At 71.6% G+C, this 12,820-nt stretch carries 10 protein-coding genes; 3 read left to right on the top strand and 7 right to left on the bottom strand.

What is annotated here, in order from left to right; translation table 11 throughout:
* Positions 1–49: 49 nt before the first annotated feature.
* Positions 50–781 carry a FadR/GntR family transcriptional regulator gene (locus OP18_RS21120; protein WP_033360700.1) on the top strand — a complete coding sequence of 244 codons (732 nt, stop codon included), beginning with the start codon at positions 50–52 and terminating at the stop codon, positions 779–781.
* Positions 782–801: 20 nt separating this feature from the next.
* Here OP18_RS21120 and OP18_RS21115 read toward each other — a convergent pair whose 3' ends face one another.
* From OP18_RS21115 to OP18_RS21105, 3 genes are read right to left on the bottom strand one after another with little or no spacing between them, the layout of a single operon-like run.
* The gene (locus OP18_RS21115; protein ID WP_211273621.1) at positions 802–1,764 is read right to left on the bottom strand and encodes a sugar kinase; all 963 of its coding nucleotides are present in this window, start codon (positions 1,762–1,764) and stop codon (positions 802–804) included.
* Positions 1,757–2,386, bottom strand: a complete 630-nt coding sequence (locus OP18_RS21110) for a bifunctional 4-hydroxy-2-oxoglutarate aldolase/2-dehydro-3-deoxy-phosphogluconate aldolase (protein WP_033360699.1) — start codon at positions 2,384–2,386, stop codon at positions 1,757–1,759. The genes OP18_RS21115 and OP18_RS21110 overlap by 8 nt, the downstream gene beginning before the upstream one ends.
* A complete protein-coding gene (locus OP18_RS21105) occupies positions 2,383–4,755 on the bottom strand; it encodes a beta-galactosidase (RefSeq protein WP_081970951.1) in 2,373 nt (790 codons plus the stop codon). The genes OP18_RS21110 and OP18_RS21105 overlap by 4 nt, the downstream gene beginning before the upstream one ends.
* Before the next feature lie 150 nt (positions 4,756–4,905).
* Here OP18_RS21105 and OP18_RS21100 point away from each other — a divergent pair, with 150 nt between their 5' ends.
* Positions 4,906–5,763: an SMP-30/gluconolactonase/LRE family protein gene (locus tag OP18_RS21100; RefSeq protein WP_033360698.1), complete on the top strand. Its 858-nt coding sequence runs from the start codon at positions 4,906–4,908 to the stop codon at positions 5,761–5,763.
* A 1-nt stretch (position 5,764) separates the two neighbouring features.
* On the opposite strand, the gene OP18_RS21095 is transcribed toward OP18_RS21100, so the two are convergent.
* The gene (locus OP18_RS21095; RefSeq protein WP_033360697.1) at positions 5,765–6,469 is read right to left on the bottom strand and encodes a FadR/GntR family transcriptional regulator; all 705 of its coding nucleotides are present in this window, start codon (positions 6,467–6,469) and stop codon (positions 5,765–5,767) included.
* A 56-nt stretch (positions 6,470–6,525) separates the two neighbouring features.
* On the opposite strand from OP18_RS21095, the gene OP18_RS21090 reads away from it, so the two are divergent.
* Positions 6,526–7,329, top strand: a complete 804-nt coding sequence (locus OP18_RS21090; protein ID WP_033360696.1) for a hypothetical protein — start codon at positions 6,526–6,528, stop codon at positions 7,327–7,329.
* On the opposite strand, the gene OP18_RS21085 is transcribed toward OP18_RS21090, so the two are convergent.
* The 3 genes from OP18_RS21085 to OP18_RS21075 all read right to left on the bottom strand — a co-directional run bounded on the left by OP18_RS21085 (position 7,330) and on the right by OP18_RS21075 (position 12,673).
* Positions 7,330–8,205 (bottom strand): substrate-binding domain-containing protein, encoded by an 876-nt coding sequence (locus tag OP18_RS21085; RefSeq protein WP_052387060.1) that lies wholly within the window; start codon positions 8,203–8,205, stop codon positions 7,330–7,332.
* 1,151 nt (positions 8,206–9,356) lie between these two features.
* The gene (locus OP18_RS55295; protein WP_081970949.1) at positions 9,357–10,268 is read right to left on the bottom strand and encodes a DUF2637 domain-containing protein; all 912 of its coding nucleotides are present in this window, start codon (positions 10,266–10,268) and stop codon (positions 9,357–9,359) included.
* Positions 10,265–12,673, bottom strand: a complete 2,409-nt coding sequence (locus tag OP18_RS21075) for a BTAD domain-containing putative transcriptional regulator (RefSeq protein ID WP_033360694.1) — start codon at positions 12,671–12,673, stop codon at positions 10,265–10,267. Before OP18_RS21075 ends, OP18_RS55295 begins: the two co-directional genes overlap by 4 nt.
* Positions 12,674–12,820 lie beyond the last annotated feature (147 nt).

The following is a 12,820-nucleotide window of genomic DNA, read 5'->3' as shown; positions in this document are numbered from 1 at the left end:
CTAGTCGGACGATACCCGCTCACGGGCCAGTTCGTGGCATGATGCGGGCATGGTCGATTACGGCAGGGGCGGTGCGCACGGGCGCCTCGTCGCGGCGTTGGGCGCGGCGATCGTCAACGGTGAGCTGGCGCCGGACGCCGACCTCGACCCGATCGCCCTCGAGAAGCACTTCGGCGTGTCCCGCACCGTGGTGCGGGAGGGGCTGCGGGTCCTGGCGGCGAAAGGGCTCGTCGGCGCGCGGCCACGGCGCGGGACGTTCGTCGCGCCACGCGAGCAGTGGGCACTGCTGGACTCCGACGTGCTGCGGTGGCGGTTCGCCGACGGCGTGGACGCGACGTTCCTCGACGAGCTCGGCGAGGTCCGGCTGACCGTCGAGCCCGCCGCCGCACGCCTGGCGGCGCTGCGCCGCACCGACCGGGACCTGGCCGACCTCGAGGACGCCCTGGCCGCCATGCGCGCCGCGGCCGGGCACCGCGCCGCCCAGCACGTCGAGGCCGACCTCGCCTTTCACGACGCGCTGCTGCGCGCCACCCACAACGAACTGCTGCTGCAGATGTCGGCAACGATCGAGGTGGGCCTGCGGCTGCGCGACCAGTTCGTCCACGACGTCCTGACGACCGAGTCCGCCGACAAGCATGCCGAGGTGCTGCTCGCCGTGCGCCGGCAACGCCCCAAGGCCGCGGAGACGGCCATGCGCGAGCTCATCGAGAGCTCGATCGACGACGTCGAGGCGGCCAAGGCCGTCGGCAGCGCCGTGACCGCGCCGGCCGGGATCGGCTGACGCCCACCCCGCCGGCGCAGTCACCGCACCACGTCCGCGCCGTCGAGCAGGCCGAGCTCGGCCCGGGTGGGCAGACCCTCCCAGTCGCCGACCGTCGACACGGCGAACGCGCCGCACGTCACCGCCCGGCCGAGACGCCCGGCCGCGGGCAGGCCGTCGAGCAGCCCCGACAGGTACCCGGCGACGAACCCGTCCCCGGCGCCGACCGGATCGGCCACGGTCACCGGCACGGCGGGCGCCCGCACGACGGTGCCGCCGCAGAGCACGAGCGCGCCGGCCGCGCCGAGCTTCAGCACGACCTCGTCCGGACCCAGCTCGCCGAGCCGCCGGGCCAGCACGACGGGGTCCGTCGTCTCCGGCAGGTCCAGCACGAGCGCCGCTTCGTCGGCCCCGGCGAACACGGTGCCGGCCGCCGCGACGCACCGACGCAGCACCGGCCGCGCCCGCTGGACCGGCCACAGCTTCCGCCGGAAGTTCACGTCGAACGTGATGCGCGCCCCGGTCCGGCGCGCGGCGGCGAGGGCGTCGTCGACCACCTCGGCGGGCCCGTCACCGAGCGCCGGGGTGATGCCGGACAGGTGCAGCACGCGGCCGGCACCCGCCGCATCGCCCGGCAGGTCCTGCGGCCCGAGCGCGGCACCGGCGCCCCCGTGCCGGTAGTAGGCCACCGACGTGCGGTCGGCGGTGCGCCGGTGCCGTACCAGCAGCCCGGTCGGCCGGTCCGGGTCACGGACCACCGCGCCGGTGCCGACGCCTTCTGCCCGCAGCCCGGCCACGATCATGTCGCCGAAGGCATCGGCGCCGAGGCGTCCGATCCAGCGTGCGCTGTGCCCGAGCCGGCGAACCCCGATCGCCACCGTGGCCTCGGCACCCGCGAAGGACATCTCCGCGGTCGCTCCCGGGCGTGGCGGGCCGATGGCGGCCGCCCGCACGACCGCCATCGCCTCGCCGAGCGTCACCAGATCCGGTCGCGGGTCAGCCACGGGTGACCGCTTTGACGAGCGCCGCGGCCCGCTCGGCCAGCGCGTCGGGGTCCCCGCCGTCGGCCGCGTCACCGAGGAGCGGCGCACCGATCCCGACCGCACGGGCGCCGGCCTTCAGGTATGCGGCGCTGTCCTCGACCGCGACGCCGCCGGTGGGCACGAGCGGCAGATGCGGCAGCGGTGCGCGGACCGCCCGCAGATAGTCCACGCCGCCGGCCGCCGCGATCGGGAACACCTTCACAAGGGCGGCGCCGGCCCGTGCGGCGGCCAGCATCTCGGTCGGCGTCAAGGCGCCGCACACGACCGGCACCCCGACACCCATGGCCTCCGGCACGACCGCCGGTGTGACCAGGTAAGCGGCGCCCGCCGCGACGGCGGCCCGGGCCTGCCCGGCGTCGAGCACGGTGCCGGCGCCGATCACGAGTCCGCGTGGCGCCGACCGTGCCGCCGCGATGGCGTCGAGGGCGCCCGGTGTGGTCAGGGCGATCTCCACCGCGGTGATCCCGGCCGCCGAGAGCACGTCGAGCACGACCGGCACGTGCTCCGTCGTCCTTGCCCGGATGATGGCGACGACGGGGCAGCGGTCGAGCGCGTCGTCGAGCGCTTCTTCAAGGGCGGTCACGCGGGCTCCACGACGGTGCGCGGCACGGTGACGAACGTGGCCGACCGCAGCTGCAGCACCTGTCCGGCCGGGTAGTCAGACGGGCGCACGTGCGGCGACAGGTACACCGGCGCGTCCTTGCGCATCGGCAGCAGCCGCAGGCGCAACGCCGCGCCGCGCAACGCCTCCCGGTGGCGACGCAGGCCGATCTCCCAGACCGGTCCGTACCAGAACTGGTCCGCTACAAGGGTGTCACCGATGTACGCGCGGCCCACGTCACCGGTCCAGTCGATGCGCAGCAGCGTCTCGTCGTCGCCGTCGAGGATCTCCGCCGGGACGTCGATCTCGTACACGGCGGCGGCGTCGAAGTCCGCGTCGGTGGGGGCGGAGGCGTTGCCGGACGCCGGATCGACGACCGGTTCACGGGCCGGCCCCTCGGCGGCGAGCAGGCGCACCGGCGCCGCAGCGGACACCGGGCCGGGGCCGCCGACCGGGTATCGGCCGAACAGCCGGCCACCGGTGCCGGCCTCCGACAGCGGCGGGTACAGCAGGACGTCCGCATCCGCGGCCGCGCCGTACACCGTGACCGCGTCGCCGTCGACGACGGCGGGTGCGGCGCTCAGGACCAGACGGTCGGCGCCGTAGCAGCGGCCGCGGGTCAGTTGACGGGCGGAGCGCTCGTCGAGCACGAGGATGTCGGCGCGGCCTGCGTCGTGGCCGGTGATCCGGACCCGGCACCCTGTTCCGGGCTGCAGGCCGCTCACCCGGACCAGGTCGCCGTCGGTGGTGACGGTGCCGGGACCTTCGACGCTCGCCACCTCGGCGCCGTCGAACACCAGCTCCACCTCGACGCCGCCGGCCTGGGCCAGCACCGCCGTGGCCACCCCGGCAGCGTGCAGGTCGCACACCGGTTGGGCCGTGGCGCCGACGAGCGTGACGCCACCCACCGGCTGGTGCAGCGGCCAGACGAACGACGCGCCGGCCGCGACGGTGACCGGCGCGGACGGCAGGACGAGCTCCCGGCCGCCCATGGTGACGGTGAACTGCACGCCGTGGTGGTCCGGCAGCGTCTCCACCGGCTGATGGTTGTTGACGAACAGGTACCCGCGGCGGCCGTCGGCGCGCAGCGCCCAGCGCAGCGTCGAGGTGTCGGCGGTGTCCGACGGCGCCTCGTCCGGCATCGTCAGCGTCATCGCGGCGAGCGCCGACCCTTGGTCGGCCAGCCACAGGTGCTGCTGACGCAGCCATGCCCAGCTGTCGCGGAACTGGCCGTACTCGCCCAGCGGGGCCTGGAAGTCGTAGGAGACGACCGGGCAGTCGTTGGGGTAGCCGGTGGCGTGCGACTCCTGCAGCGTCGACAGCGCGCCGAGCCTCATCGAGCCGCCGTGGTACATGTAGTAGCCCTGCCACGCCGACCCGCTGCCCAGCTTCACCAGGGCAAGGGCGGCGATGTCGGCAGGCTGCACCACGGGGCGGCGATGGTAGGAGGTGTACATGCCGCCGCCGAGCTCGCACGTGGCGAACGGGTAGCGCACCAGGTGCGACTCGTCGCCTCCGGCGCCGCTGCTGTCGCCGCCGCTCACCGAGGGGATCGCGCGCAGGTCGGCGCCGATGGAGTCGTCGTCGCGCCCGGGGCCGAAGAAGTAGTGCGCGCGGCTCTGCTGCGGCCACCCGTCGTGCGCGCTGTCCCAGGCGGCTTCGGAGTACCCGCCGAACAGCGGCAGCACCTCGTCCGGCGGCAGCTGCGCGTGCCCCCACCCGGTCGCGGTCCACAGCGGTGCCTCGAACCCGGCATCCTTCGCCAGCCGCTTCAGGGTCAGCAGGTGACCGGGCTGGTCGTAGAGCTCGTTCTCCAGCTGGACACCCACGATCGGGCCGCCCGCGTTCCGGAACAGGCCGGTCAGCTGTGCGGCGATCTGCGCGTACCAGGGCCGGACCAGGGCGAGGTAGCCCGGGTCGTCGGTGCGCAACCGCAGCCCCGAGTGCTGCACCCAGTCGGGGAACCCACCGTTGCGGCACTCGCCGTGCCCCCACGGGCCGATCCGCACGATCACGTCCAGCCCGACGCCGGCGCACTCGCCGACGAACCGCCGCAGGTCCAGGTCGCCGGTCCAGTCGACGCTGCCGCGCTGCTCCTCGTGGTAGATCCAGAACACGTAGGTGGCGACCGTGTCGATGCCGCCGGCCCGGATCTTCAGCAGCTCCTCGCGCCACTCCTCGGCCGGGTACCGTGAGTAGTGGAACTCCCCCATCACCGGCATCCACGGCCGGCCGTCCCTGGTCAGGTAGCGGGCGTTGGCGGCGATCGCGTCCGGGCGGTCCGGCGGCTCGCCCAGGTGCAGGTGCCCGTCGAGCGGCGGCTCGGGCGCGACGGCGGAAATGGTGTACACGCGGTGGCTCCTCGCGGCGGGGAAGCGAAATTGTCATACTAATCATGGACGGCGCAGACTCGGCCGGTCAACCGAACAAGCCTATGAGTTCTCCAATTAGTACGACTTGTTGTTGACAGCACGTGGCGCTGCGCGCAGGCTGTACCCCTGATGGACGCCGAACAACTGACCGCCGCCGTCGCCGACCACGCCGAAGGGCCCGTCTGGGACGCCACCCGCGGCACCGTGCGATGGGTCGACATGCTCGCCGGTGACCTCCTCAGCCTCGACCTCGGTCCCGACCGCAGCCTGGGCGCCGGCGGGGTGCACCGCCGGCACGTCGACGACGTCGCCGCCGTGCTGCGCCCCCGCATCGGCGGCGGCACCGTCGTGGCCGGCGAATCCGCGTTCCTGCTGCTCGACCGGGACGATGCAGTCGAGCGGCGGATCACCGTGCCCGGCTGGCCCACCGGGACCCGGATGAACGAGGGAGGCTGCGACCCGGCCGGTGCGTTCTACGCCGGATCCATGGCCTACGACGCCCGGCCCGGCGCCGGGCGGCTCTACCGACTCGCACCCTCCGGCGAGATCACGGTGGTCCTAGCCAAGGTGACCATCTCCAACGGCCTGGCCTGGAGCCCGGACGGCACCGGTGCGTACTACGTCGACACCGCCACCGGCCGGATCGACGTCCTCGACGCGGATCTCGGCCGCCGCCGCCCGTTCGTGACGATCCCGCCGGAGCACGGCTCCCCGGACGGCATCACGGTCGACGCCACCGGCGCCGTGTGGGTCGCGCTGTGGGGCGGCGGCGCCGTCCACCGCTACACCGCCGGCGGGCTGCTCGACGGGGTGGTGCACGTGCCGGTCCGGCAGGTCACCGCCTGCACCTTCGGTGGCCCGACCCTGGACGAGCTGTTCATCACCACGTCCCGCCACGGCCTCGCCGACCCGGAACCGGGCGCAGGTGCGCTCTTCCGTGCCGCGGTCGGCGTGACCGGCCTGCCACCGCTGCCCTATGCAGGCTGAGTCATGCGTCCGCGCCCTCGCGGGCCTTTTCGACGTCGGCCGCCGATCGGACCAACAGCGCGCGCATCGCCGACTCGGCCGCGGCGGGTCTGCGCCGGCGCACCGCCTCCAGCACCGCCGCATGCTCCTCGGGCGCGGTGTCCGAGGTGACCGAGTGCACGAACCGGTCACGCACCCGAAGCCCGGCCTCGATCACCGGCCCAAGTGTCGCGAAGAGCTCGTTGTGCGCGGCCGCCAGCAACGCGCGGTGGAAGGCGAGGTCGGCCTCGACGTGCTCGTCGGGGACCTGCGCCGAACGCATGTCGCCGAGCGCCTGGTACAGCGTCGCCATGTCGTGGTCGTCGCGGCGTTCCGCGGCGAGACGCGCGACGGCCGGTTCGACGGCCAGACGCAGCTCGAACAGCTCGGTCAGGAACGTCTCGTCCACGCCGTCGGTGAACCGCCAGCGCAGCACGTCGGAGTCGAGGAGCTGCCACTGCGCGCGGGGCGCCACGATGGTCCCCCGCTTGGGCCGCGCGTCCACGAGCCCCTTGGCGCCGAGCCCGCGCAGCACCTCGCGGACCACGGTCCGGCTCACGTCGAACTCGGCACCGATCTCGCCGACGTCGAGCACGGCCCCTGGGTCGAGCCGACCGAGCACGATCCGCCTGCCGAGCGCGGACATCGTGCGCCCGAACGAGCGGTGGTCGGCGTTGGGCGGCGTCATCTCCGTATCTTGGCACGGCACGCGTTCCGGCGCGATCAACGAACGAGGCCCCGGACATGACACCGGTACCGCTGACCGTCCGCCACGACCCGGCGCTCGGCGGCCGATGGACCAGCCTGACCGGCGGCGGCCGCGAGTGGCTCTGGCACCGCCCCGAACCCGCCCGCGCCCTCGTCCGGCCGGGCGACCCCTTCGTCGACACCGGCGGACTGGAGGAGTGCCTGCCCACCGTGCGCGGCACACCCGACCACGGCGACGTGTGGTCCCGCCGCTGGCGGTCCGCCGGGCCCGCGACGGCGGCCGTCGACACACCGGACTTCACCCTCACCCGCCGCATCACCGACCACGCCGGCATCGTGACAGCGGACTACCGGCTCACCGCCGCACCCGGCTACCGCTTCATCTGGGCCGCCCACGCCCTGCTCGACCTGTCCGGCGCCGCCCGCCTCGACGCACCACCGGGCACCCGGACCCGGCTCTACCCCGATCCCGAGCCGCCGTTCACGGGGCCATGGCCGGCGCCCGGTGGGGTGCCGCTGGACCACCTCGGCCCGGATGACGGCACCGCCGTCGGCGCCGTGCTGCTCGACTGCCCCGAAGTGACGGTCATCGACGGCGACGACCGGCTCAGGTTCACGCTCGAATGCGACGGCCAGCCGCGGTCGGTCGCGCTGTGGCGCAACCTGCGCGGCTGGCCGGCACATGGGCCGTACCGCAGCATCGGCGTCGAACCGATGCTCGGCGGAGGGTTCGACATCACCGAGGATGTGCCCACCGCGCAGGTCCCAGCCGGCGGGTTGCTCCGCTGGCGGCTCCATGTATCGGCGAGCCGGGACATGCCACCGCGCGCTTCGAGGTAGCTACGTCGATCGGGCAGATCTGGTGCTCCGGCGGACGATGAGCGCGGGCTTGACCATCATGAAGGCGTCCCGGTCCGGCACCGCGGGACGCCGCAGATGCCGCAGCAGCATCGCTACGCAGGCACGGCCGACCTCATCGAAGTCCTGACGGATGGTGGTCAGTGGAGGGTTCAGGTAGGCGGCCTCGGGAATGTCGTCGAAACCAGAGACACTGACGTCGCCGGGCACGCTGATGCCGTGCTCATGGAAGGCACGCAGAACGCCGATCGCCATCTGGTCATTGGCGGCGAACACCGCCGTCACGCCATCCCGTCGCGCCAGCTCGACCCCCGCACGATAACCGGCCTCAGCACCCCAGTGACCCGGGATCGGAGCGGGAACCGGCGCGCCGGCCTGGTCCAGTGCAGTCCGCCAGCCGTCGATACGGCTGTGCGTCTCCGGCGCCGACTCCGGCCCGGCGACATGCCAGACCGTCCGGTGCCCCAGGCCCAGCAGATGCTGCGTGGCGAGCCGCGCGCCGACGACCTGGTCAATCCACACGGATGGCAGTCCTCCGGACTCAGCGGGCCCGACCTTGACACACGGCACCGCGGCTGGCAGGTCACCGAATCCGGCTTTTGCCTGGGAGGCCGTGACAACGATGCCGGCGACCGACTCGCTGACGAGCGCGGCCAGCGCCGCGGCGACGCTGGACCGGTCGGCGTGCTGCAGCTCCTGGTAGGCCAGGGCGTAGCCCGCGGCGCGAGCCGCGCTCTCGACGCCGTGCAGCGTGGCGGCGGGGCCGTGCATGGTGGCATCGGCCGTGACGACACCGATGACGCGTCGGTGGCTCTGGTGCGCACGCAGTGGCCCCTTGCGACGGGTCGGCCGGTCCATCAAACGATCATGGCCGTCCCAGTGTGGAAGGTCAACCATCGGGTGCGGATAAATCCTATGAGAGTTTGAATTCGTAATACTTGTTCGAGGAAGGTAGACCAGCTCCGTCGCTACGTACCACTCGACGTCGACGGTCAGTAGTGGACCTGCACGGCGGCCCGACGACGAGTAGGCCAGCGTTCCTGCCATACCACATCGGCCATGCGGCAGGTCGCCTTGATCAACAGCTGGCGAACGCCGAAGTTGGTGCCAACATCGATGCTCCGCCTACGTCAGAACCGCGAATCTGCCGACACCGGCGGAGTGCGCAACCGCGCAGGCCGCCCGACGTCCGCAACCGCGGCTGTCGTACTGGAACGAGCCGAACGTGCTCGCCGCCACAGTGTGCGGCCAACACGCTTACGTCAGGTTCCCGTTTGTCGGGCCGGACGTCGGACTCCGAACCTCGGCGCTCCTCGATGGGCTCAGCAGTAGCGGTAGACGTACGTGGCGCCGTAGCTGTTGCTGCACGCCGATCACCGCCTTATGAAAACGGTCTGCGATACATTCAGTTCCCGGGCGGGCTGTGCTTTCCGTTACCCGGAGTCGTGACCAGCGAGGCGGCCACGATATAGCTGAACGTCGCAGATTCCACCCTCGATACCGTCCGGAGCTTAAATGCCGTGGCCCATTCCGGCTCGCTACTACTGACCAATGGCTGTATCCATAGAGCCAGGCTGGGCCAGTCGTTCACCGTAGTGAATGCAGCCGACTTGAAAGTCGAGGTCGTGTTGCCCTCGGACGCACCAGAATCTTGATCGGTCGCAGAGTAGCTGGTCCGCCCCCACAGCGGGGCATCGGCCGCGATGCACCAGCTGAGCAGCGCCGACGGGTCCGCGGCACAGTCGACCAACGCGACCATCCGCGCGTACGAGCGGCCGCTATCGACTCAGGCGCACTCGTGCGCCAGATCACAATAGTACGGGCAATCAAAACTCAACTTTGACAGTTGAATTACCGGCGTCTCGCCTATAGGTTAGTCCACATGAATCCCCGCTTCAGGCAGGGATGCTATGGGTGGGGGTTAATGTCCCCCCTTGAACACCCGCACCGTTATCCGTCAAACAAAGCTCGCGGCATATCGGATGGTCGACGATATCGCGGCGCTCCCGTCACGAGCCGTTCTGCTGCGCGTGTTGGTTTCTGACAGCTGCCAATAGCAGCGTCACTTTCGCGCTGCGTAGTGGTTGACCTGCGTCTCGGAGCGCGGCTGCAAAGCAATCTCTTGTGATTGGCCTGCCGGCGGCTTGCAGTTCCTGCAGCACTTGAGTCGCGGGCTGGAGCAGGGGCTCCAGTTCTGGGGGCAGTGCGACGGTTTCACTCACGCGCACGGGCGGTGTTGCACGTTGAGCCCGCGCTCGTCCGGTTGGGCGGCGAGTGCCCAGCGGCCTTCTGGACGCTTCTGCGTCTTGCCCGGTGCTACCGGACATTGACGTTGCCACGTCGCCGCCTTCATCGGCATCGATGTTTCGTTGTGCCTGCGTTGCGCTACCGCCGATCGATGTTGAGTCGGACACCACGGGAATGATCGACTGGTGCTTTTGCACTGCTGCGGCTCTGACGATGGCACTGCGGACCTGTGAGGCGATGTCGAGGAGACTGAGCGTGAGGACGGTGACGAGGCCGTCGACGCTGATCGGGAGCAGGTATACGACCTGCCAGCTTTCGCCGTAGCGTTGGCCGACGCCGACCATGTGTAGGTAGCTGGTGACGCCGGCGATGACGGCGATGGCGACGGTTGCGACGATGCGGATGGCGCCGAGGAGCCGGTTGCGGACCGGTACCCGGGTCATGACTTCGATCGCCGTGTACAGGGCGAGCGGTGACCAGGCGGCGATGCTGCGGGCGACCGGGTCGGGTGCTGCGGCCAGGATGTTGGCCGCCATGCTGACGACGAGCGCCAAGGCGAGCGCGCCACGCAACGTCCATTGGATGAGGCGTAGTCTGCGCAGCTCATCATCGTGCTGCCCGGCGACGGTGGCGGGCCCAGCCGTGATGTGACGGGTGTCGTGGGTTGCGTTCATGCCGCCACCTCGTCGTGGTCGGCGGTTACTGCGTCGGGTCCGAGCACCGTCTCGGCGAGGGTGGTTGTGGCCGGGTCGGGTTGTTCGCCGATGTCGGCGAGTGCCGCTCGGAGCTGCTGGTAGCGGCGGGTGGCGGCGTCGGTGGCGCCGAGTGTGGCGGACGCTGTGATCGCGGCCTGGGCGAGGGTGTCGCTGTACGGGTCGATGTCGGCGGCGGCGTCTAGGAGGGCTGCGGCCTCGGCCGGGTTGGTGGCGGCGACGAGGTCGGCGAGCTGCTGTCGTGCGGTGATCCCTTGGCGGCGGCACCGTTCCCGCGCTGCTTCGATCCACGCGTAGGGTGCGTCGCCGGCGAGTTCGTCGGTGTGCACGGCGACGGCGGCGCGCAGGAGCGCTTCTCGGCCTGGACTGTCCGGTGTGGTGGTGAGTGCGTCAGCGAGTTGCCAGGCGTCGATGTCGAGGACGTCGGTGTTGAGGATGTACCGGCCGCCGGGGTTGTGGACGGCTTGGATGCTGCCGTCGCCGGCGGCTCTGCGTACGGTGCGGCGGAGGTTTCCGACTTCGGTGGAAAGGCGTTCGGTGGCGCGGGGGACGGTGGCGTCGGGCCAGAGCGCTTCCATGATGTCGGGCAGTTCGGCGCCGTCGCGGTGTACGGCCAGGTAGGTGAGCATTTCTTTGGCGCGTCCGCGCATGCCGGGGACGGGCCGTCCGTGCCGGTCGAGGACGGCGACGTCGCCGATGACCCGCACCTGGACTTTCTGTGGCGCTGTGTCGTTGGCGGGAACCAGTGCCGCAACAACGCTAGTCGTTACCGCAGTTGCCGCGGTCGTCGGTTCAGTTCTGACGGGTGCTGCGCTGCCGGACGTTTCGCTGGTGGGGGTGGGCTCGTCGAGGATGACCGCCTTGACGTCGTAGTCCTGTTCCAAGGCTGCGGTGATCCGGGCCCGTTGGTGCTGGTTTGCGTGGGTGATGAGGGTGACCGGCCGGAGGGCTTCGAGGTCGCGGATGTCGGTGTAGTCGTCGGCGTCGTGTTCGGCGACGAGCCGTGCCCGGTGCAGAACCTGTTCCTCCATCGTCATGATCGCTTCGTCGATGGTGTCGGTGACGGTGAGCGCGGTGTGGTCGACTGGTGTCTGCTGCTCGGGCAGCAGGTCGCGCAGTGTCGCTTGGGGGACGATGACGTCGGTAGGCGAGTCGTCGCGGAAAGCTTTGGCGACGAGTTGGCGTACGGCGTCGCGGGCGTCGGCGGTTTGCGCAGCGGCCGGCGGTGGTGTCGCAGCGCGGGGCGAGCGTCGGGCGGCTGTGGGTGTCGGGTCGGTGGGTGCGGCCGGTGTCGTCGCCGGCTTCCGGCCGGCTGGGACCTTGTGTGGGCGGCGGCGTCGGCGCAGCAGTGCGATGAGCGCGGGGATGCCGAGCAGTGCGAGCCACGGCAGCAGGTCGGTGAGCTGGTGCCTCAAGGTCGTGGACGCGACCGGTGCTGGGGCGGCGTTGGTGCTGGTCGGTGTCGCGGGCTGCGTGGGTGCTGCGGCAGCGGTCGTGGTCGCGGTGTCTGCGGGCGCCGGTGGCTGCACGGTTGTGGTGGTGTCGGCGGGTGGCACCGTGGGCAGTGCCGGTGGGGCCGGGATCTTGAGGCGCCAGCCGGGGTAGATCACGTCCGGGTTGGTGAAGGTGCCGCCGACGTTGGCGAAGCGGGTGCCGCGGTTGAGGGTGTAGATCTCCGGCCAACGGTTCGCGTCGCCGAGTTGGGTGCGGGCAATGTGGAACAGGGCGTCGCCGCGGCGCACGACGTAGATGGCGGGTTCACCCGCGGCCGTGTCGACGAGCGGTGCGGCGTACACCGCCGCTGCGGTCGGGGTGGCAGCCATGGTGGCGGTCGGCAGGTGGGTGGTGTCCTGGGCCTGCAGTGCAGGCGTGGTCGAGCTCGTCGTGCCGGCCGCGGCGATGCCCGGTTGCAGGAGCGTGCCGAGCAGTCCTGCGGCGGCGGTGACCGTGCGGTGCAACGGGACCGGTAGCCGCAGCCGGGTCTGGCCGGTGCCGCGTAGCACCGCGACGGTGTCGGCGATGGTGGCGTACAGCAGCCAGCACCAGTACGCCCAGGCGGCGGCGACCGCGGCGAGGACGAGCAGTGGGGCGTTGAACGGCTGGTCGATTGTTTCGGCCCAGTCGATGCTGTGCCAGCAGGCGTCCGCGATCAGCCACAACGGGTACGGCAGCGCAGCGATGCACGCCACCCCGACCACGGCGGTCACCCCGCCCAGCAGGAGCCTGACGGCACCGTGCGATGGGCGGGACCGTACCGGCAGCGACCTGGTTCGGGCGGGCAGCATCCAGACCTCCGTCTCGGCGGCGCGCACCAGGAACCTCAGCACCCGGCGCTCGGCGACTGTCGTGTCCAGCGTCGCGGCCACCGGCCGCCGTCGGAACGGATCCGCAGGTCACACGCCGTCACACGAGGTCACACGAGGTCACACCAAGGTCCCACCGGGGTCACACGACAGTGATGGGCGGTGCCGCCGGGTGGGACGGCACCGCCCATCACTGCAGGGGCAGCGGCG

Source organism: Dactylosporangium aurantiacum (assembly GCF_000716715.1).
GTDB classification, from domain to species: domain Bacteria; phylum Actinomycetota; class Actinomycetes; order Mycobacteriales; family Micromonosporaceae; genus Dactylosporangium; species Dactylosporangium aurantiacum.
This window is presented reverse-complemented; position numbering and strand designations above follow the sequence as displayed.

Coding starts and splice junctions, on each gene's coding strand:
- OP18_RS21100 (WP_033360698.1), top strand. CDS start 4,906: ATGGACGCCGAACAACTGACCGCCGCCGTCGCCGACCACGCCGAAGGG.
- OP18_RS21120 (WP_033360700.1), top strand. CDS start 50: ATGGTCGATTACGGCAGGGGCGGTGCGCACGGGCGCCTCGTCGCGGCG.
- OP18_RS55295 (WP_081970949.1), bottom strand. CDS start 10,268: ATGAACGCAACCCACGACACCCGTCACATCACGGCTGGGCCCGCCACC.
- OP18_RS21095 (WP_033360697.1), bottom strand. CDS start 6,469: ATGACGCCGCCCAACGCCGACCACCGCTCGTTCGGGCGCACGATGTCC.
- OP18_RS21090 (WP_033360696.1), top strand. CDS start 6,526: ATGACACCGGTACCGCTGACCGTCCGCCACGACCCGGCGCTCGGCGGC.
- OP18_RS21085 (WP_052387060.1), bottom strand. CDS start 8,205: ATGGACCGGCCGACCCGTCGCAAGGGGCCACTGCGTGCGCACCAGAGC.